The organism is uncultured Pseudomonas sp., assembly GCF_913774235.1.
GTDB lineage: Bacteria > Pseudomonadota > Gammaproteobacteria > Pseudomonadales > Pseudomonadaceae > Chryseomonas.
This window is the reverse complement of sequence record NZ_CAJYDW010000016.1, coordinates 298,675-318,417: the sequence shown is the minus strand read 5'-3', so window position 1 is coordinate 318,417 and position 19,743 is coordinate 298,675. Positions and strand designations below refer to the sequence as shown.

At 67.7% G+C, this 19,743-nt stretch carries 17 protein-coding genes; 11 read left to right on the top strand and 6 right to left on the bottom strand.

Translation table 11 applies throughout. The features are described 5' to 3' along the window. Positions 1-189: 189 nt before the first annotated feature. From QZ471_RS16680 to QZ471_RS16635, 10 genes are all read left to right on the top strand, one after another. Positions 190-2,004: an ATP-binding protein gene (locus tag QZ471_RS16680; RefSeq protein ID WP_295465794.1), complete on the top strand. Its 1,815-nt coding sequence runs from the start codon at positions 190-192 to the stop codon at positions 2,002-2,004. A 31-nt stretch (positions 2,005-2,035) separates the two neighbouring features. Further along, positions 2,036-3,472: a sigma-54 dependent transcriptional regulator gene (locus QZ471_RS16675; protein ID WP_295465792.1), complete on the top strand. Its 1,437-nt coding sequence runs from the start codon at positions 2,036-2,038 to the stop codon at positions 3,470-3,472. A gap of 84 nt (positions 3,473-3,556) precedes the next feature. Then, positions 3,557-4,567, top strand: a complete 1,011-nt coding sequence (locus QZ471_RS16670; protein ID WP_295465968.1) for an SIS domain-containing protein — start codon at positions 3,557-3,559, stop codon at positions 4,565-4,567. A gap of 216 nt (positions 4,568-4,783) precedes the next feature. Beyond that, complete coding sequence (locus tag QZ471_RS16665) at positions 4,784-5,404, top strand: LuxR C-terminal-related transcriptional regulator (RefSeq protein WP_295465790.1); 621 nt, start codon at positions 4,784-4,786, stop codon at positions 5,402-5,404. 29 nt (positions 5,405-5,433) lie between these two features. Next, positions 5,434-5,784, top strand: a complete 351-nt coding sequence (gene csgE, locus QZ471_RS16660; RefSeq protein ID WP_295465966.1) for a curli production assembly/transport protein CsgE — start codon at positions 5,434-5,436, stop codon at positions 5,782-5,784. Then, positions 5,781-6,188: a curli assembly protein CsgF gene (locus QZ471_RS16655; protein ID WP_295465788.1), complete on the top strand. Its 408-nt coding sequence runs from the start codon at positions 5,781-5,783 to the stop codon at positions 6,186-6,188. Before csgE ends, QZ471_RS16655 begins: the two co-directional genes overlap by 4 nt. A 15-nt stretch (positions 6,189-6,203) precedes the next feature. Further along, positions 6,204-7,043 carry a CsgG/HfaB family protein gene (locus QZ471_RS16650; RefSeq protein ID WP_295465786.1) on the top strand — a complete coding sequence of 280 codons (840 nt, stop codon included), beginning with the start codon at positions 6,204-6,206 and terminating at the stop codon, positions 7,041-7,043. 108 nt (positions 7,044-7,151) lie between these two features. Further along, complete coding sequence (locus QZ471_RS16645; protein ID WP_295465784.1) at positions 7,152-7,598, top strand: curli fiber surface-exposed nucleator CsgB; 447 nt, start codon at positions 7,152-7,154, stop codon at positions 7,596-7,598. A gap of 23 nt (positions 7,599-7,621) precedes the next feature. Next, on the top strand, positions 7,622-8,542 hold the full coding sequence (locus QZ471_RS16640) for a hypothetical protein (RefSeq protein WP_295465782.1): 921 nt from the start codon (positions 7,622-7,624) through the stop codon (positions 8,540-8,542). Then, a complete protein-coding gene (locus QZ471_RS16635; protein WP_295465780.1) occupies positions 8,539-8,871 on the top strand; it encodes a hypothetical protein in 333 nt (110 codons plus the stop codon). The genes QZ471_RS16640 and QZ471_RS16635 overlap by 4 nt, the downstream gene beginning before the upstream one ends. Positions 8,872-8,910: 39 nt before the next feature. Here the strand turns inward: QZ471_RS16635 and QZ471_RS16630 are convergent, their stop codons facing one another. Together QZ471_RS16630 and QZ471_RS16625 are read right to left on the bottom strand one after the other, a co-directional pair. Next, positions 8,911-9,864: a homoserine kinase gene (locus QZ471_RS16630; RefSeq protein WP_295465778.1), complete on the bottom strand. Its 954-nt coding sequence runs from the start codon at positions 9,862-9,864 to the stop codon at positions 8,911-8,913. Positions 9,865-9,926: 62 nt separating this feature from the next. Further along, positions 9,927-10,217 (bottom strand): DUF2782 domain-containing protein, encoded by a 291-nt coding sequence (locus tag QZ471_RS16625; protein WP_017641593.1) that lies wholly within the window; start codon positions 10,215-10,217, stop codon positions 9,927-9,929. Between the two features lie 111 nt (positions 10,218-10,328). Here QZ471_RS16625 and polA point away from each other — a divergent pair, with 111 nt between their 5' ends. Then, a complete protein-coding gene (gene polA, locus QZ471_RS16620) occupies positions 10,329-13,076 on the top strand; it encodes a DNA polymerase I (protein ID WP_295465775.1) in 2,748 nt (915 codons plus the stop codon). A 211-nt stretch (positions 13,077-13,287) separates the two neighbouring features. On the opposite strand, the gene QZ471_RS16615 is transcribed toward polA, so the two are convergent. The 4 genes from QZ471_RS16615 to dgcA form a co-directional block, all read right to left on the bottom strand. Further along, on the bottom strand, positions 13,288-14,061 hold the full coding sequence (locus QZ471_RS16615) for an electron transfer flavoprotein subunit beta (RefSeq protein WP_295465964.1): 774 nt from the start codon (positions 14,059-14,061) through the stop codon (positions 13,288-13,290). Positions 14,062-14,077: 16 nt separating this feature from the next. Next, complete coding sequence (locus QZ471_RS16610; RefSeq protein ID WP_295465773.1) at positions 14,078-15,313, bottom strand: electron transfer flavoprotein subunit alpha/FixB family protein; 1,236 nt, start codon at positions 15,311-15,313, stop codon at positions 14,078-14,080. A 169-nt stretch (positions 15,314-15,482) separates the two neighbouring features. Then, positions 15,483-17,474, bottom strand: coding sequence for a dimethylglycine demethylation protein DgcB (gene dgcB, locus QZ471_RS16605; protein ID WP_295465771.1), 1,992 nt, complete (start codon positions 17,472-17,474; stop codon positions 15,483-15,485). Positions 17,475-17,596: 122 nt separating this feature from the next. Next, positions 17,597-19,657, bottom strand: a complete 2,061-nt coding sequence (dgcA, locus tag QZ471_RS16600; protein WP_295465769.1) for a dimethylglycine demethylation protein DgcA — start codon at positions 19,655-19,657, stop codon at positions 17,597-17,599. Positions 19,658-19,743: the final 86 nt, after the last annotated feature.

The window sequence follows — 19,743 nt, the reverse complement described above, 5'->3', positions numbered from 1 at the left end:
ACTCCTTCGTTGGCTGATTGCCGGGTCAGTTAGCCGGCTTTCGCCCGGCAAAAGCGTGTTCGCGTCCACAGTCGGGCCGATAGGTAACAAGATATTTCAATCGACTGCCAACGCGTTAACAGTCCGGCGACGCGTTCGCAGCGGCCTGGCCTTGGGCATAATGCCGGGAGTCCCCCACCGTGCCCGCCCATGTCCAAGAGCTCCGATCTTCCCAAGCGCCCGCGCTGGAGCAGTCTGCTGCTGCTGGCCCTGGGCCTGACGCTGTTGCTGATTCCGCTGCGCTATGCGGCCCAGCACTACTACGAGGCGCAGCTGGCCGAGCAGAACGGCCAGACCCTGGACCTCTATGTGGCCAACCTGCTCGGTACCCTCAGACGCTACGAGGTGCTGCCGGACCTGCTGGGCGATCTCCCGGTGCTGCGCAACGCCCTGGCGCACCAGGGTGACGAGGCGTCCCAGGACGCCGCCAGTCGCATGCTGGAAGACATCCGCCAGCGTACCGGTGCGGACGTCATCTACCTGATGCAGGACGACGGCACCTGCCTGGCCAGTTCCAACTATCGCCAACCGGACAGCTTCATCGGCCGCGATTTCTCCTTCCGCCCCTATTTCAAGGCGGCCATGCAGGGCCAGCCCGGGCGGTTCTTCGGCCTCGGGACTACCTCCAGCAAACGCGGCTACTATTTTGCCGCAGCGGTACGCGACGGTGCGGGGGCCATCGGCGTGGTGGTGGTCAAGGTCGACCTGGACAGCGCGGAACAGCTCTGGGGCAAATCACCCGAGCAACTGCTGGTTACCGACGATCTGGGCGTGGTCATCCTCACCTCCCATGACGCCTGGCGCTTCCGCGCCACCCATCCGCTGGACGAGCGCCAGCGCGAGCAGGTAAATGCCAACCGTCCCTATCCCACCACCAATCCGCCACCCCTGACGCTGGTACCGAGCGACTGGCTGACCCAGACCCGCGATCTGGACGAAGTGGGCTGGACCGCGCAGATCCTGGCGCCGCGAGAAATGGTCGAGCGCCAGGTACGCAGTGCGCTCTACGTGGGTGCGGCGACCCTGCTGGCGTTGCTTCTGCTGCTGGTGGTGATGACCCTGCGACGGCGCCACTTCATCGAGCGCCTGGCGCTCGATGCCCGGGCCAAGCGCGACCTGGAACTGAACGTGGAGGAGCGTACGCGCGACCTGCAGACGCTCAACGCGCGCCTGCAGCAGGAAGTGCATGATCGCGAACAGGCCCAGCGCGAGTTGATGCGCGCCCAGGACGAAGCCGTCCAGGCCGGCAAGCTGTCGGCGCTGGGGACCATGTCGGCCAGCATCAGCCACGAACTCAACCAGCCCCTGGCGGCCATCCGCAGTTACACGGAAAATGCCGCCGTGCTGCTCGACCATGGCCGGCTGGACGACGCCCGCGGCAATCTCAAGCTGATCGGTGAGCTGACCACGCGCATGGCCAACATCATCGCCCACCTCAAGGCCTATGCCCGCGGCGCCCGCCGGGCGCCGGAGAGCGTGGTGCTGCAGGGCGCCCTGGAAGACGCCCTGGCGCTGGTCGCCGCCCGCCGCCGGGCCATGCAGGTGGAACTGATCCGTGACCTGCCCGATGCGCCGCTATGGGTGCAGGCCGGGGAGACCCGCCTGCGGCAGATCATCAGCAACCTGCTGAGCAACGCCCTCGACGCCCTGGCGGAAAAGACCAGCACCCGCCGGCTGTGGCTGACGACGCGTATCGACGAACGTGGCGTGACACTGGTGCTGAGAGACAACGGCTCCGGCTTCTCCAGCGAGGCCCTGGCCCGCGCCCACGAACCCTTCTTCACCACCAAGGCCACCGCCCAGGGGCTCGGCCTGGGCCTGGCGATCTGCGATAACCTGTTACGGACCCTGGGTGGCCACCTGCACCTGTCCAACCATGCCGAGGGCGGTGCCGAGGTGCGCCTCTATCTGCTGCACGGCAAGCCCGGCGTCGCCGCGGTGCCCCAGGAAGAAGTCCGCGGTTGACCGCGTCGCCTCCCACATTCAGGTCTTTGTCATGAACACCTTGCCCCCCTTCGATCCCGCCAGCCAGATCCTGCTGATCGACGACGATGCCCATCTGCGCCTGGCGCTGAGCCAGACCCTGGATCTGGCCGGCTTCAAGGTGACCACCCTGGCCGATGCCCGTGAGCTGGACATGGTCGCCGTGCGCGACTGGCCCGGCGTGGTGGTCAGCGACATCCGCATGCCCGGCATCGATGGCCTGGAGTTGCTCGCCCAGCTGCACCAGCGCGACGCCGAACTACCGGTGGTGCTCATCACCGGCCACGGCGACGTGCCCCTGGCGGTGCAGGCCATGCGCGCCGGGGCCTATGACTTCCTGGAAAAGCCCTTCGCCAACGACGCCCTGATCGACAGCGTGCGCCGCGCCCTGGGCGCCCGCCATCTGGTGCTGGAGAACCGCAGCCTGCGCCTGGCCCTGGCCGAGCGCCAGGAATTGCAGATGCGCTTGATCGGCCAGACCCCGGGCATCGCCCGCCTGCGCGACCAGATCGGCGCCCTGGCGGCGACCCAGGCCGATGTGCTGATTCACGGCGAAACCGGTGCCGGCAAGGAGGTGGTGGCCCGCGCGCTGCACGATCTGTCGAACCGCCGCGACGGTCCCTTCGTCGCCATCAACGCTGGCGCCCTCGCCGAGTCTGTGGTGGAAAGCGAACTCTTCGGCCACGAGCAGGGTGCCTTCACCGGCGCCCAGAAACGTCGCATTGGCAAGTTCGAATATGCCAGCGGCGGCACCCTCTTCCTCGACGAGATCGAGAGCATGAGCCTGGACGTCCAGGTCAAGCTGCTGCGCCTGCTGCAGGAGCGCAAGGTCGAGCGGCTGGGCTCCAACCAGCAGATCCCGCTGGACATCCGGGTGATCGCCGCGACCAAGGAAGACCTGCGCCAGGCCGCCGACCAGGGTCGTTTCCGCGCCGACCTCTACTACCGGTTGAACGTCGCCACCCTGCGTATTCCCGCCCTGCGCGAGCGCAGCGAAGACATCCTGCCGCTGTTCCGCCACTTCGCCCTGGCCGCCGCCGAGCGCCATGGCACGCCGGGGCGCGAGCCCGATGCCGAGCAGCGCGCCGCGCTCATCGCCCACAGCTGGCCGGGCAACGTACGCGAATTGCAGAATGCCGCCGAGCGCTTCGCCCTGGGGCTGGACCTGGCCCTGGATAACAGCGCCTATGCCCCCCTGGCGCCCATGGGCACAGCGCCGGCGGCGGCGCCGCCCCCCGTCGTCGCGATACAACCGTCAGGCCTGGCCGCGGGCCTGGGCGAACAGGTGGAGGCCTTCGAGCGCGAGCTCATCCAGCGCGAACTGGCCCAGCCCCATGCCTCCCTGCGCAGTCTCGCCGAGGCCCTGGGCCTGCCGCGCAAGACACTATCCGACAAGCTGCGCAAGCACGACCTACAATTCACGGGTGGCGCGGCGGACGACGGGGACTGACCAAGGTCGGCTGGTCGCGCCCGGCCAGGAGTGGCAGAGTGCGACCCTAGGCGTTCGCCCAAGGAGACCCTCTTGACCTCGCTCATGCTCGCAGAAGCCGCCGCCAGCGGGGCGGCCGTCGCCCGCCAACTGGAGACCATCGACCAGGCCCTGGCGGACCTGGCGGCCGATCTCAGGGCCAATCCGCCCCAGCTGGCGCTCACCGTGGCCCGTGGCAGTTCGGATCATGCGGCGAGCTACTTCGCCTATCTGGCCATGGCCCACCTGGGTCTTCCGGTGCTGTCCTTGCCACCCTCCCTGGTGACCCTGCGCCAGGCGCCGCTGCGCGTCGAAGGCCAGCTCGCCCTGGGCTTTTCCCAGTCCGGCCGCAGCCCCGATCTGATCGAGACCCTCACCGCCCTAGATCGCTACGGCGCCCGTACCGCGGCGCTGGTCAACGAGATCGACTCGCCCCTGGCGCTGGCCTGCCGCCACGCCCTGGGGGTGCAGGCAGGTCCTGAGCACAGCATCGCCGCGACCAAGAGCTTCATCGCCACCCTGGCCGCCGCGGCGCGGCTGATCGCCCACTGGCAGCAGGACGAGACCCTGCTCGCCGCCGGGACGGCGCTGCCCACGGCCCTGGATCGTGCCGCCGAGTTGAGTTGGGCGCCGGCGCTGACGGTGCTGCGCGACGCCGAGCGCTGCATGGTGGTGGGTCGCGGCCCGGGCTTCGCCATCGCCCAGGAAGCCGCGCTCAAGCTCAAGGAAACCTCGGCGCTGCAAGGCGAAGCCTTCAGTGGCGCCGAGTTGCAGCATGGCCCCCTGGCCCTGGTGGAGCGTGGCTATCCGCTGCTGATCTTCGCTCTGCGCGGCCCGGAACAGGCCGGCCTATTGCATCTGGCCCGCGACCTCCGCGGGCGCGGCGCCCGGGTGCTGCTGGCCGCCCCGGACGACGTCGCCGAACGCGACCTGCCCCTGGTCACCGCCGGCCATCCCGACCTGGACGGCCTGCTGGCGATCCAGAGTTTCTACCGCCTGGCCGCGCTGCTGGCCGAGGCCCGCGGCCAGGACCCGGATCAGCCGCGACACCTGCGCAAGGTCACCCTCACCCGTTGAGGCCAAGAGGCACCTGGCCGCCTGTCGGTGCCTCCTTAGCCGTTCGATCCTCCGAACTAATCCTTTGGATTTAGCGGCTAGAAGCCAGCACGGCAGCAATCTGCCAAACGGTCCACAGAGCCGTTAAGTCGCTGGAAATCGGTCAGTTTTCGCTTGTCGTGCGGGTCGATTTGTCTCAGCGTTCGCGCAACGGATGATGAGGCAGCACATATGGACATGCGCACGGACCCTGCGAGAAAGGTCCGCCTGACGACGGCGAACGTCCTCCTGGCGGAATTGCTCAAGCCTTTCCTGCACGAACGCCACGGCATCGAGCTGATCCTGGCCCGCGAACTGGATGACGTCGGCGACGCCAGCCTGGTGCTGGTCGATCTCGGCAGCGTGCCAGTGGCGCAACTCGAGCGTTGGCTGGAAGGCCAGCCGCCGGTCGCCACCGTGGCCTTTCTCAACGCCACGTCCGAACAGGCCCTGCCCTGGGTCGAGCGGTTTCCCGCGATCCAGGGCGTGTTCGCTCCGCAGGCCAGCCCCGAACAACTGCTGCAGGGCCTGGGCGCCCTGCTGGCCGGCGAGGACTGGCTGCCGCGCGCCATCCTCGCCCACCTGCTGCGCCGTTCGCGCGAGCGGCCGAGTATCGCCGCCGATGGCCTGACCCGCCGCGAGCGGGAGATCCTGCGGCTGGTCGGCCGTGGCCTTTCCAATGCCGCCATCGGCGAGGCGCTCTGCCTGAGCACCCACACGGTGAAGAGTCACATGCACAACCTGCTGCGCAAGACCGGCGCCGCCAATCGCGCCGAGGCGGCGCTGCGTTTCCATTCCGGCCAGGATCTGCCGGGGTGAAGGTGGCCTGGCTGCTGCTCGGCCTGCTGATGAGCGGCATGGTGCGTGCCGAGGGCGAGGTGATCCAGGGCCTGCTGGTGGACAACACCATCTCCCGCTTCGGCCACGACTTCTATCGCCACTTCGCCGACCGCCTGACCGACACCACCGAGCTGGACTTCAACCTGGTGGTACGCGAGCGACCCTCGGCGCGCTGGGGCAGCCTGGTCTGGGTGGAGTACGAGCAGCGCCTGCTCTATCGCCAGTTCATTCCGCCGAACAACAGCGAACTCAAGGATGCCGCCTATGCCGCGGCGGACCAGGTCCACGAGGGCATCACCCGACGGCGTCTGGAGAACCTCCTGCAGGACACTTTCGACATGGATAAGGACGAGTTATGAACGCGCACGCCTGGAAGGCCCTGCCCCTGCTCTGCACCCTGGGCGTCGCCCCGACCATGGCCACCGAGCTGGTCTATGCGCCGGTGAATCCGTCCTTCGGCGGCAACCCGCTCAATGGCACCTACCTGCTGAACAACGCCACCGCCCAGGATCGTCACAAGGATCCCGACCTGCGCAGCAGCGCCAGCAGCCAGTCGCCCCTGGAGCGCTTCACCAGCCAGCTGGAATCGCGGTTGCTGTCCCAGGTGCTGACCAACATCCAGGACGGCAACTCCGGCACGCTCTCCACCGATCAGTTCATCGTCAACATCGTCGACGACTCCGGCAACCTGACCGTGCAGATCACCGATCGCGGTACCGGGGAGATTTCGGAAATCTCCGTCAACGGCTTCAATCAACCCTGAGCACGGATGCCTGCCATGAACGTCTTTTCCCTGGCGGCCGCCCTGACTGCCGCCCTCGTCCTGACCGGCTGCGTCCGCGACCCCATGCCCGCCGAACAGAACGCCGCTCCGACCCTGACGCCACGCGCCTCCACCTATTACGACCTGCTGGCCCTGCCGCCGCCCAAGGGTCCGCTGGTGGCCGCCGTCTATGGCTTTCGCGACCAGACCGGCCAGTACAAGCCCAATCCGGCCAGCTCCTTCTCCACCGCCGTCACCCAGGGCGCCGGCAGCATGCTGGTGGACGCCCTGCAGGCCAGCGGCTGGTTCGTGGTGCTCGAGCGCGAGGGCCTGCAGAACCTGCTGACCGAGCGCAAGATCATCCGCGCCACCCAGAGCAAACCCGATCAGCCGGAGAATCTGCAGCAGGCCCTGCCCTCGCTGCAGGCGGCCAACCTGTTGCTCGAAGGTGGCGTGGTGGCCTACGACACCAACGTGCGCAGCGGCGGCGAAGGGGCACGCTACCTGGGCATCGGTCTGTCCGAGGAATACCGGGTCGACCAGGTGACGGTGAACCTGCGCGCCATCGATACCCGCAGCGGCCGGGTGCTGGCCAACGTCATGACCTCCAAGACCATCTACTCCATCGGGCGCCAGGCCGGGGTCTTCAAGTTCATCGAATTCAAGAAGCTGCTCGAAGCCGAGTCCGGCTACACCACCAACGAGCCGGCGCAGCTGTGTGTGCTCTCGGCCATCGAGGCGGCGGTCGCCCATCTGGTCGCCCAGGGCGTGGAGCGGCGTCTGTGGCTGGTGGCCGATGGACGCGATGCCCGCGATCCAGCGCTGACCAAGTACCTGGAGCCGACCCGCCGTTAGGCATTAAGCCTCCCACCCGACCGGTTTCGCTCCCTGGAGCGATAGCGATGGGCCAGGCGGCTCCGGACAATGCTTCGCGACAGCCTCCACGCCATGATGGTGATAGCCATGCGCAGTTCCGCCAGCGGCCTCGCCGCCCGCCTCGCCCTGATGCTGGGCCTGGCCGCTCCCGCCTTCGCCGCCGACCTCATGGAGACCGATGACCTGGGCGCCGTGCCAGCGGCCCAGCGCGACGCGGCCATCCTGCAGGTCGGCGCCGGCAACCAGGCGCTCATCGAGCAGCGCGGCACCGCGCTGCGGGGTTACATCGCCCAGAGCGGCGCCGCCCAGGAGGCCCGCCTGCTGCAAGACGGCAGCGACTTGAATGCCGTCATCCTGCAAGGCGGCTACGGCAACGTCGCCAGCATCGAGCAGGTCGGCAGCGACAACCGCGCGGACATCCGCCAGTTGGGCGTCCAGGGTGACGCCCGCATCGAACAGTACGGCTCGGGGCTCTCCAGCCGCATCGTCCAGTACGGAAACAACCAGCACACGGTGGTACGGCAGTACCGCTGATGGCATTCATGGAGATCAGACAGATGTTTCTACTCAGGCCACTGGCCGCCCTGACCCTGGCCCTCGCCGCCGGCAGTGTCCTCGCCCAGAACAACACCGCCAGCCTCCAGCAGGACGGCAACAGCGGCACCATCACCCTGGACCAGAGCGGCGCCGGCAACAACGCGACCCTCTATCAGCTGCAGGGCGAGAACAACGCGATCAGCGTGGTCCAGACCGGCGCCAGCAGTGCCACCATCACCCAGGGCGGGGACGTTTACGGCTACGCCGTAGGCAACGTCGCGACCCTGCGCCAGGAAGCCGGCAGCAGCGTCCACAACCTGACCCAGGATGGCTTCGGCAACCAGGCCACCGTCAGCTCCGTGGGCAGCAACAGCGGTACCCTGACCCAGGTGGCGTCCAATGCCCAACTGACCCTGGAGCAGAACGGCGACAACAACCAGGTGCGGGTCGACCAGAGCGGCGACAGCGCCCTGGCCACTCTCAATCAGCTCGGCAGCGACAACCGCCTATCCTTGACCCAGCAGGGCTATTCGGTCGACACCGTGGAACTCACCCAGCGCGGCCAGGCCAATGTCGCTATCGTCTCCTCCTCCGGCAAGTTCAACGAACTGACCTTCACCCAGGACGGCAACCGCAACGAGCTGAACGTCGACCAGGCTGGCCGCGGCAACCGCTTCAGCGGTAGCTCCACCGGCGACGACAACCTGGCCAGCGCCACCGTGCGCGGCGACAGCAACCAGACCAGCATCGTCCAGACCGGCAACGGCAACGAGGCGCGCCTCGACACCACCAGCGCCATCAGCACCGCCAGCATCAGCCAGGTCGGCGACAGCAACCGCGCGAGCATCCTGCAGACCTCGGCCAACTTCAACGGCTTCAACGACAGCGCACGGATCTCGCAGAACGGCTTCGGCAACAGCGCCACCATCAACCAGCGGTGAGCCGCGCCGCCTGGCTGCTAACGGCCCTCCTGCCCCTCGCAGGCGGCGCCTTCGGCAGCGTCGAGCTGGAGCTGCAACCCCAGTCCGGGGGTGCCCAGGTGCGGTTGTGCTTCGCCGGCGAGGCCACACCGGTCAGCTATGAGCTGCTGCTGGAAATGCAGGGGCCGGCGGGCGTCGCCCGTACCCGCCAGGCCGGTGAAGCCAAGGGCGATGGGTGCCCGGTGCTCAGTCGATTCGGCACCGCGCCGGGCAGCCTGCTCAGGGCAACCTTGATCTGGCAGCGCCAGGGGCAGGCGCAGCCCGTCATCGAGCGGCTATTGTCGCTATAGCGAGGGTTCAACTGACAGGTTCCACGTGGAACCCGAGCCTTACAAGGTCAGCGGCAGTTCCAGCACGGGCTGCTGCCGCGCCGCCAGGCGCTGCTGGAATTCGACCGGATCGTGGATCAGCACGTCCTGGCCGGCAAAGGCCTGGGCGGCGATCAGGCGCGACAGCCAGAAGCGTACGCAGGCCACGCGCAGCAGCACCGGCCACAGCTCGGCCTCGCGCGGCGTGAAGTGGCGGTCGGCGGCATAGGCCGCCAGCAGCGCCCGGGCCCGCGGCAGGTCCACGGCGCCGCTGTCGGTGGAGCACCAGTCGTTCACCGTGATGGCGAGGTCATAGAGCATCCAGCCGGAACTGGCGTTGTAGAAGTCGATGACGCCCGACAACCGGGGTCCATCGAACATCACGTTGTCGCGGAACAGGTCGCCATGCAGGTTGGCTTCGGGCAGCGGCGGCTGCTCGCTCAGCAGCTCGCGGATCTCCGCCAGGGTGCGTTCCAGCAACGGCCGGGCGGTCGCGTCCAGGGTCGGCGCCAGGCGCTCGCCTTCGGCCAGCATCCAGGCCAGGCCGCGATCACTGGCGCGCTCGATGCGTTTTTCACCCGCGGTAGCCCGGTGCAGATGGCCCAGCAGGTGGCCGACTTCGCTGCAATGATGGGGATTGGGCGCGCGCTCGTGGCGACCGGCCAGCCGCGGTTGCAGCAGCGCCGGCTTGCCGGCCAGCTGGCGCAGGGCCTCGCCATCCTGGGTGCGCACCGCATAGGGCACCGGCAGGTCGGCGTCGTGCAGCACGTCGAGCAGCTCGATGAAGAAGGGCATCTCCGCCACCGGCCCACGCTCCACCAGGGTCAGGACGAACTCGCCGCCTTCCAGGCTGATGAAGTAGTTGGTGTTTTCCGAGCCCTCGGCGATACCCCGGAAATCCCGCAGCCGGCCCAGGCCATAGGGCGCGAGAAAGGCTTCGAGGGTGGGACGGTCGAGGGGCGTGAAGACGGACATGACGGGGCCTGGCGGGAGAGTGTGCGAGCGGCGCGCAGTTTACCGGTCCAGACGCCCCGCGCCTACCAGCTGAACAGGCGCCAGCTGGGCACGTGCAGGGTGGGTTTGTCGTTGGACGCGGTGCTGCTGCCATCGGCGGGCACCAGTTCATAGGGCGCGCCATGCTTGGGGATCACCCGGGTGGACTGCAGCACGCCGCGGATGCGCGTCTCCTCGATGGTCTGGTCGCCGGCCTGGTAGCGGATCACCTTGATCTCGTCAGGCAGGGGCTTTTCCCCCGGCGGCAGCGGCTCGGCGGCCTGCACCAACGGGGCCAGCAGCAACGCGGCGAAGAGGAAGCGACGAGCACCCATGGTAACCTTTGACCTTTTGAACGGAGCGAGTGGTCGATTCTAGAACCCGGCCTTGCCGTCGTCGAGACTGGCCGGACAGACGCCGCACACGCCACGACAAAGGTCTAGACCATGAGCCACGCCCCTCTCGTCCTGGTGGACGGTTCCTCCTATCTCTATCGCGCCTTCCATGCCCTGCCGCCGCTGATGACCTCCACCGGCAAGCCGACCGGCGCGGTGAAGGGCGTGCTCAACATGCTGCTCTCGCTGCGCCGACAGTATCCGGACAGCCTCTTCGCGGTGGTCTTCGACGCCAAGGGCCCGACCTTCCGCGACGAACTCTTCGCCGACTACAAGGCCCAGCGCCCGGCCATGCCCGACGACCTGCGCAGCCAGGTCGAGCCGCTGCACGCCTGCATCCGCGCCCTGGGTCTGCCCCTGCTGGCCGTCGAAGGAGTGGAAGCCGACGACGTCATCGGCACCCTCGCCCGCCACTGCGCCAGCGCCGAGCGCCCGGTGGTGATCTCCACCGGCGACAAGGACATGGCCCAGCTGGTCTGCCCCTACGTCACCCTGGTCAACACCATGAGCGGCAGTGTGCTGGACGTCGAAGGGGTGAAGACCAAGTTCGGCGTCGGTCCTGAGTTGATCATCGACTACCTGGCGCTGATGGGTGACAAGATCGATAACATCCCCGGGGTGCCGGGGGTGGGCGAGAAGACCGCCGCCGGCCTGCTCAACGGCATCGGCGGTGGCCTGGATACCCTCTATGCCAACCTCGAGGCCGTGGCCGCCCTGCCCCTGCGCGGCGCCAAGTCCCTGGCCGCCAAGCTGGACCAGCATCGCGAACAGGCCTACCTGTCCTACCAGCTCGCCACCATCAAGCTGGACGTGCCGCTGGAGCTGAGCTTCGAAGAGCTCACCGTCGGCGAACCCCATGTGGAAGCCCTGATGGCGCTCTACCAGGAGCTGGAATTCAAGTCCTGGCTGGATGACCTGATCCGCGACACCAAGGCCAAGGGTGCGCCCCTGCCGCTGGCCGAGGATAGCGCCGCCACCCAGGTCGAAACCCACTACGACACCGTGCTGGAACAGGCCGACTTCGACGCCTGGCTGGCACGGCTGCGAGCCGCCGACTGCTTCGCCTTCGATACCGAGACCACCAGCATCGATGCCCAGCGCGCTGACCTGGTGGGCCTGTCCTTCGCCGTGGCGCCGGGCCAGGCCGCCTACGTGCCCCTGGCGCACAGCTACATGGGCGCGCCGACCCAGCTCGATCTGCAAGGGGTGCTGGCTGCGCTGAAGCCACTCTTGGAAGACCCAGCCAAGCTCAAGGTGATGCAGCACGGCAAGTACGACCTCAATGTGCTGGATCGCTACGACATCAAGATCCAGGGCATCGCCTTCGACACCATGCTCGAATCCTATGTGCTGGACGCCACCGCCACCCGCCACGACATGGACAGCCTGGCGCTCAAGTATCTGGGCCACAGCACCATCCGCTTCGAAGACATCGCCGGCAAGGGCGCCAAGCAGCTGACTTTCGACCAGATCGCCATCGAGCAGGCCGGGCCCTATGCCGCCGAGGATGCCGACGTCACCCTGCGCCTGCACGAGACGCTCTGGCCCAAGCTGGAAGCCGTACCTGGCCTGGCGTCGGTGCTGCGCGACATCGAGATGCCCCTGGTACCGGCGCTGGCGCGCATCGAGCGCAACGGCGCCCTGGTGGATTCGGCGCTGCTCGGGGTGCAGAGCCGCGAGCTGGGCGAGAAGATGCTCGAACTGGAGAAGGAGGCCTATGAACTGGCCGGCCAGGAATTCAACCTGGGCTCCCCCAAGCAGCTGGGCGAGATTCTCTTCGTCAAGCTGGGCCTGCCCATCGTCAGCAAGACCGCCTCCGGCCAGCCCTCCACCGCCGAGGCGGTGCTGCAGGAACTGGCCGACCAGGACTTCCCGCTGCCCAAGGTGCTGATGCAGTACCGGCAGATGAGCAAGCTCAAGAGCACCTACACCGACAAGTTGCCGCAGCAGATCAATCCGCGCACCAAGCGCATCCACACCAGCTACCACCAGGCGGTGACGGCCACCGGCCGGCTGTCCTCCAGTGACCCGAACCTGCAGAACATCCCGATCCGCACCGCCGAGGGCCGGCGTATCCGCCAGGCCTTCGTCGCGCCCCAGGGTTATCGCCTGCTGGCGGCGGACTACTCGCAGATCGAATTGCGCATCATGGCCCACCTGGCCCAGGACGAAGGCCTGCTGCACGCCTTCCAGAACGATCTGGACGTGCACCGCGCCACCGCCGCCGAGGTGATGGGCGTGCCCCTGGAGGAGGTCAGCAACGAGGACCGTCGGCGCGCCAAGGCCATTAACTTCGGCCTGATCTACGGCATGAGCGCCTTCGGCCTGGCCAAGCAGATCGGCGTCGGCCGCGCCGAGGCCCAGGCCTACATCGACCGCTACTTCCAGCGCTATCCGGGCGTGCTGGCCTACATGGAGCGCACCCGCGCCCAGGTGGTGGACCAGGGCTACGTGGAGACCCTCTACGGGCGCCGGCTGTACCTGCCGGACATCCACTCCAAGAATCAGGGCCTGAGACGCGCCGCCGAGCGCGCCGCGATCAACGCGCCCATGCAGGGCACCGCGGCGGATATCATCAAGCGCGCCATGATCGCCGTGGACGGCTGGTTGCAGTCGACCCCGGACCTCGACGCCCGGGTCATCCTGCAGGTGCACGATGAATTGGTCCTAGAGGTGCGCGAAGACCAGGTGGAGCGCCTACGCGAAGGCCTGCTACCGCTGATGAGCGGCGCCGGCCAGTTGGACGTGCCGCTGGTGGTGGAATCGGGCGTGGGTGGGAATTGGGATGAGGCGCACTGACGAGCGCCTGAGCCTATATCGCGGCCATGGGCCGCTCCTACGGGTTCAACCATTACTGTAGGAGCGGCCGCATCGGCGGACCGCCATGGCCACGATAAAAGAACAATCAGCACCGTAGCGTAGAAAACGGCGCAGCCTTTTCCACCTGGTGCTCGGGTGCCACGCCTGCCCTCACCCCAGCCCTCTCCCGGAGGGAGAGGGCGCAAGCGCGTCAGCGCACCACGCCTTCCTCGCGCAATACCTTGAGGATGGCGGCGGCCGCGGCTTCGGGAGCCAGGTCCTTCAGGACCTGACCGCCATCGCCGGAAGCCTTGGCCGTGGCGGCCTTGAAGCGGTCGGCGGCGGTCTTGGCCTTGATCACCTTGAGGCGCTTGGGGCGTGCCTTGGCCGGCTGCAATTCGCCATCCTCGAACAGGCTGTCCTGCACCACCTCGGTGGTCTCCACCTGCAGCTCGCCACGGCGGGCCGGGCCGAAGGCGCTTTGCCGGGGGGACGGGGCGGCACTGTCGACGCTGGCGACGAAGGGCAGCCGTACCCGTAGCCGCCGGCGCTGACCCCGCGGCAGGGCTTGCAGTACGGTCGCCTGGCCGCCTTCCACGGCTTCCACCGCGGCGAGGCCAACCACCAGGGGCCAGCCCAGGGTTTCCGCCAGCAGATAGGGCAACAGCCCGGAGCCCTCGCCCGTCTCCGCCTGGCTACCCGTCAGCACCAGGCCGGCACCGACCTCGCGCAGGGTCTCACCGAGCGCTGGCAGGGCATCGGCGCCCGCTGGCTGCTCCAGCACGTGCAAGGCCGGCACGCCCATGCCGAGGTAGCCACGCAGGGCTTCCTCGGCGGGATCACCGGCATGCAGTACGCGCAGGCGCTCGCCGACCAGACGTAGGCCGAGTTCCACAGCGCGGGCATCCTGCTCCGCTCGCCGCGCCCGCCCGGACGTGGGATGGGCACCGACGGAGACCAGGGCCACGACATTCACGCCGTCCAGTGACGGCAGCTGCTGCTCAAGCGACATCCTGCAAGCCCTCCGCCCGCTGTTGTTCGACCAGACGCGCCAGGGCAGCCAGGATGGCGTCACCATCACCGATCACCGACAGATCGGCACGCTTGACCATGTCGCAGCCCGGATTGGTATTGATGGCGATGACCTTGTCGCAACTGGCGATGCCCTGCAGATGCTGCACGGCGCCGGAGATGCCCACGGCCAGATAGACCCGGGCGGTGACCCAGGTACCGGTGGCGCCGACCTGACGGTTGCGCGGCATATGGCCGTCGTCCACCGCCACCCGCGAAGCGCCTTCGGTGGCGCCCAGGATGGCGGCGGTGCTGTGGAACAGGTTCCAGTCGCTGATACCGTTGCCACCGGAAAGGATGAATTCGGCTTCGCCGAGTGGAATCTGCATGGGGTCGACGGCGACCGGGCCGAGGTCCTCGATACGCGGCAGATGGCGGGCGATGCTGCCGCTCAACTGCAGCGGCAGGACTTCGTGGCGGGTCTCGCCGACCGGCTCCGCGCATTCCGGCAGAGCCAGCACCAGGCGTGGCAGCGGTTGTTGCAGATCCTGGCGACCGGCACCGGCACGACCGGTGGCCACGCCGTCCTTGACCTGCCAGACGCGGGTGGCGGGGCGCTCGTGCAGGGCCGCACCCAGGCGCCGACCCAATTCACCGCCACCGCTGCGGCTATCGGGCAGCAGCCAGTGCCGCGGCTGGAGTTCGCCATTCACCGCGCGCAGGGCCAGGACCCGTTGCTCGGGTGCATAGCCCTGGAATTGTTCGCCCTCCAGATGTAGCAGGCGATCCACGCCGGCGGTATCGAAGGCGGTTTCCTTGACCTCGCCGAAGACCACCGCCAACACGGCGCCCTCGGCACCGGCCAGTTGCCGGGCCAGGCCCAGCAGGTCGCGGTCGTGGGCGGTCAGGCGACCGCTGACCAGGTCGGGGACCACGGCGATATAGAAGGCCGGCTCGGTGATCCGGTGCAGCGGCAGTTGTTCTTCCACCGCCTGGAACGCACCGCGCCGGCCACCGCCCTGCTGGGCGCCGCTGCGGTCGATCCGCTTGAGGCCCTGGGGCCCGACGAAACCGGCCGCGGCGGCATGGGGATTCTTGCGGACCAGGCCGTTGGGGCCCATCCAGCGGCTTTCAGCATCGGCGCTGCTGGCGATACTCGCATGCAGGGGATGCAGACGGTTGCGCGCGATCCACTCGCGGCGCGGGTCGCGACGAATGATGCTCATGCGGAGCGCTCCGTGTTGGGATTGCGGATGAGGGACGCGGTGGGCCCCTCACCCCAGCCCTCTCCCCCGAGGGGAGAGGGGGCGAAAAACGACTGAGCTGGCCGGACACCGGTAGCCATCCCCTCTCCCCGCGGGGAGAGGGTTAGGGTGAGGGGGCCACCGCGCAGAATCACGACAGCGCCTCTGCCAACGGCCGCCGCGCGGCTGCTGGCTTGCTGTCCACTGGTGCCTCGACGATGGCCTCGGCGACCAGCTCGGCGATGTCCTTGATCTCCGGGCGCGGCGCGACCACACCTTCCAGCATCAGGGTGCACTGAGGGCAACCCACGGCCACCAGCTCAGCGCCGGTTTCCTTGATGTCGACCATGCGCATATCGGGAATCCGCTGCTTGCCGGGGATGTCGGTGATGGGGGCACCGCCGCCACCGCCGCAGCAACGCGAGCGGAAGCCGGAACGTTCCATCTCCTTGACCGCGATGCCCAGCGCCTTGAGCACGGCGCGCGGGGCCTCGTACTCGCCATTGTAGCGACCCAGGTAGCAGGGATCGTGATAGGTGATGGTGGCGCCCTGGTCGGCCAGGGCGTGCTGGCACAGGTGCAGGGTGCCGCGGCTGAGCAGGGTCTCGATGAAGGTGCTGTGGTGCTGGACCTGATAGTGGCCGCCCAGGGCGCCGTATTCGTTCTTGAGCACATGGAAGCTGTGCGGATCGCAGGAGACGATGGTCTGGAAGCGATATTTGCTCAGGGTCTCGATGTTGCGCTTGGCCAGCTGCTGGAAGGTCGCCTCGTCGCCCAGGCGACGCGCTACGTCACCGCTGTCGCGCTCTTCCAGGCCGAGCACGGCGAAGTCCACCTTGGCTGCCTTGAGCACCTTGACGAAGGCACGCAGGGTGCGTTGGTTGCGCATGTCGAAGGCACCGTCGCCGACCCAGAACAGCACCTCGGCCTGGGCCTTGTCCTTCATCAACGGCAGGTCCAGGTCGGCGGCCCAGTTCAGGCGCCCACCCGGGGCGAAACCGCCGGGGTTGTCGGTGGCGATGAGGTTTTCCAGTACTTCGGCACCCTTGTTCGGCGTCTCGCCGCGTTCCAGGGTCAGGTGCCGGCGCATGTCGACGATGGCATCGACGTGCTCGATCATCATCGGGCATTCCTCGACGCAGGCACGGCAGGTGGTGCAGGACCAGAGGGTCTCGGCATCCACCAAGGCCTTGCCCTGACGGGCGACGATGGGCAGGTGCGGACCACCGGCGTGCTCGCCCACCGGCTTGCCGGGATAGGGCGAGCCGAAATAATGGGCATCGCTGCCGCCCTTGAGACCGACCACCATGTCCTGGATCAGCTTCTTGGGGTTGAGCGGCTGGCCGGCAGCGAAGGCCGGGCACATGGCTTCGCAACGGCCGCACTGGACGCAGGCGTCGAAGCCGAGCAGTTGGTTCCAGGTGAAGTCGGCGGGCTTTTCCACCCCCAACGGAGCCTTCGGATCGTTCAGGTCCAGGGCCTTGAGGCCGCTGGAGCGCGGGGGATGAGCGTCGCTCGGGGTGCTGAAGCGCTCGGCGCGGCGGTGCCAGGCCAGGTGCAGGGCACCGGCGAAGGCGTGCTTGATGGGGCCGCCCCAGGTCATGCCGAGGAAGAGTTCGGATACGCCCCAGGCCACGCCGACCGCCAGGATCGCGGCAAGAATCCAACCACCGAAGTCCGGCGGCAGGATGCCGGCAACCGGCAGGGTGGCGATGAAGAAGCTCGCCGCGAAGGCCAGCAGGCTCTTCGGCAGGCGCATCCAAGGCCCCTTGGACAGCCGTGCCGGCGGGTTGCGGCGCCGTTTGGCGACGAACAGGGCACCGGTGAACATGCAGACAGTGGCCGCCAGCAGCGCCCAGCCGAGGATACGGCTGTGCAGGCCGAAGCCGTGCACCAGGATGGCCAGGAGCGCGGCCAGGACGAAGCCGCCAGCGGTGGCCACGTGGGTCTTGGAAATGTACTTGTCGCGGTCGACCACGTGGTGGAGATCCACCAGGTAGCGGCGCGGCATCTTCAGCAGCCCGCCGACCCAGTCGACCTGGGCGGGACGGCCCTGCCGCCAGAGACTGAAACGCCGCAGGGCACCGATCACGGTGAGCGCCAGGGCGGCGAAGAGCAGGATGGGGAGGATGGTGTTCAACATCGATCTATCCTCACAGGGCGGGCCCCGCAGGCGCGGCCGCAAGAGGTGGGCTGATCGCGGCCATGGGCCGCTCCTACGGGTTCAGGCATTACTGTAGGAGCGGCCCAAGGCCGCGATAGTCTTCAGAAGTCCTTGCACAGGCGCAGGGCGTCGTAGATGGCGGCGTGGGTGTTGCGCTGGGCCACGCAATCGCCGATGCGGTACAGCAGGTAGCCATTGCCGGTCTCGCTCAGCGCCGGCTGGGGCTCGATGGCGAACAGCGCCTCGATGTCCATCTGGCCTTTGTTGCGCGAGCCTTCCTTGAGGGCGTAGTAAAGCCCCTCGTCCGGGCGCACGCCGTTCTCGATGACCACCTGATCCACCACGCGCTCTTCACGGGCGCCGGTGTATTCGTTTTCCAGCACCGCGACCTTCTTGTCGCCCTCGGCGTAGACCTTTTCCAGCATCAGGTCGCCGGTCATGATCACTTCCTTGGGATACATGCTGCGGTAGTAGGTCGGGAAGGTGGTGCCGCCGATGGCGACACCCGGCTTGATGTCGTCGGTGACGATTTCCACCTGGGAACCCTTGTCGGCCAGGTAGTCGGCCACGGACATGCCGGTGAATTCGCAGATGGTGTCATAGACCAGCACGTTCTTGCCCGGCTCGACCTTGCCCGAGAGGATGTCCCAGCTGCTGACGACCAGGCCGTCGGCAGCGTGCCAGTGCTCGACCTGCTCCAGGAAGGGATGACCGCCGTTGGCCAGGATGACGATGTCCGGACGCAGGTCGAGGATGGTCGCCGGATCGGCGGCGGTGCCCAGGCGCAGGTCGATACCCAGCCGTGCCAGTTCCAGCTGGTACCAACGGGTGATACCGGCGATCTGGTCGCGTTGCGGGGCGCGGGCGGCCAGGGTGATCTGGCCACCGAGCTGCTCCTGCTTCTCGAACAGGGTGACGTCATGGCCGCGCTCGGCGGAGACGCGCGCGGCTTCCATGCCGGCGGGACCACCGCCGACGATGACCACCTTGCGCTTGGGCCCGGTGGACTTCTCGATGATGTGCGGCAGGCCCATGTATTCGCGGCTGGTGGCGGCGTTCTGGATGCACAGCACGTCCAGGCCCTGGTACTGGCGGTCGATGCAGTAGTTGGCACCGACGCACTGCCGTATCTGGTCGACCTGGCCCATCTTGATCTTGGTGATCAGGTGCGGGTCGGCGATATGGGCGCGGGTCATGCCGACCATGTCGACGTAGCCGCCTTCCAGGATACGGGTGGCCTGGTTGGGGTCCTTGATGTTCTGGGCGTGCAGCACCGGGACGTTGACCACCTCCTTGATGCCGGCGGCCAAGTGCAGGAAGGGCTCCGGCGGATAGGTCATGTTGGGGATGACGTTGGCCAGGGTGTTGTGGGTATCGCAACCCGAGCCGACCACGCCGATGAAGTCGAGCATGCCGGTATCGGCGTAGTACTTGGCGATCTGCTTCATGTCGTCATGGGACAGGCCATCGGGGTGGAATTCGTCTCCGGTGATGCGCATGCCGACGCAGAAGTCGTCGCCTACTTCGGCGCGCACGGCCTTGAGCACTTCCATGCCGAATCTCATGCGGTTCTCGAAGCTGCCGCCCCACTCGTCGGTACGCTTGTTGACCCGCGGCGACCAGAACTGGTCGATCATGTGCTGGTGCACGGCGGACAGTTCGACGCCGTCCAGGCCGCCGGCCTTGGCCCGGCGGGCAGCCTGGGCGAAGTTGCCGATCACCCGCCAGATCTCTTCCGGCTCGATGGTCTTGCAGGTGGCGCGGTGCACGGGCTCGCGGATGCCCGACGGCGACATCAGGGTCGGCCAGTGGCCGCCGTCCCAACGCGAGCGCCGGCCCATGTGGGTGATCTGGATCATGATCTTGGCGCCGTGCTTGTGCATGGCGTCGGCCAGATTCTGGAAGTGCGGAATGATGCGGTCGGTGGAGAGGTTGACCGAACTCCACCAGTGCTGGGGGCTGTCGATGGCGACCACCGAGGAACCACCGCAGATGGCCAGGCCGATGCCGCCCTTGGCCTTCTCTTCGTAATACTTGACGTATCTCTCGGTGGTCATGCCGCCGTCAGTGGCGTAGACCTCGGCATGGGCCGTGGAGAGCACGCGGTTGCGGATGGTGAGCTTGCCGATCTGGATCGGCTGGAACATTGCTTCGAAGGCCATGACCTTCTCCTCGATCGGCTGGTGCGCGGTCTGCAGCCGCGCTCTTGCTCTGGGTGTCGCTAGGGTGGCGGCGCCACCCTACGAAA

Bases quoted from the DNA above. Each gene is read 5' to 3' on its own strand.
- QZ471_RS16640 (WP_295465782.1), top strand. From the start codon at position 7,622: ATGTTTCTACTCAGGCCACTGGCCGCCCTGACCCTGGCCCTCGCCGCC.
- QZ471_RS16630 (WP_295465778.1), bottom strand. From the start codon at position 9,864: ATGTCCGTCTTCACGCCCCTCGACCGTCCCACCCTCGAAGCCTTTCTC.
- QZ471_RS16610 (WP_295465773.1), bottom strand. From the start codon at position 15,313: ATGAGCATCATTCGTCGCGACCCGCGCCGCGAGTGGATCGCGCGCAAC.
- dgcA (WP_295465769.1), bottom strand. From the start codon at position 19,657: ATGGCCTTCGAAGCAATGTTCCAGCCGATCCAGATCGGCAAGCTCACC.
- QZ471_RS16645 (WP_295465784.1), top strand. From the start codon at position 7,152: ATGCGCAGTTCCGCCAGCGGCCTCGCCGCCCGCCTCGCCCTGATGCTG.
- QZ471_RS16655 (WP_295465788.1), top strand. From the start codon at position 5,781: ATGAACGCGCACGCCTGGAAGGCCCTGCCCCTGCTCTGCACCCTGGGC.
- QZ471_RS16665 (WP_295465790.1), top strand. From the start codon at position 4,784: ATGCGCACGGACCCTGCGAGAAAGGTCCGCCTGACGACGGCGAACGTC.
- dgcB (WP_295465771.1), bottom strand. From the start codon at position 17,474: ATGTTGAACACCATCCTCCCCATCCTGCTCTTCGCCGCCCTGGCGCTC.
- csgE (WP_295465966.1), top strand. From the start codon at position 5,434: ATGAGCGGCATGGTGCGTGCCGAGGGCGAGGTGATCCAGGGCCTGCTG.
- QZ471_RS16650 (WP_295465786.1), top strand. From the start codon at position 6,204: ATGAACGTCTTTTCCCTGGCGGCCGCCCTGACTGCCGCCCTCGTCCTG.
- QZ471_RS16670 (WP_295465968.1), top strand. From the start codon at position 3,557: ATGCTCGCAGAAGCCGCCGCCAGCGGGGCGGCCGTCGCCCGCCAACTG.
- QZ471_RS16680 (WP_295465794.1), top strand. From the start codon at position 190: ATGTCCAAGAGCTCCGATCTTCCCAAGCGCCCGCGCTGGAGCAGTCTG.
- QZ471_RS16675 (WP_295465792.1), top strand. From the start codon at position 2,036: ATGAACACCTTGCCCCCCTTCGATCCCGCCAGCCAGATCCTGCTGATC.
- polA (WP_295465775.1), top strand. From the start codon at position 10,329: ATGAGCCACGCCCCTCTCGTCCTGGTGGACGGTTCCTCCTATCTCTAT.
- QZ471_RS16625 (WP_017641593.1), bottom strand. From the start codon at position 10,217: ATGGGTGCTCGTCGCTTCCTCTTCGCCGCGTTGCTGCTGGCCCCGTTG.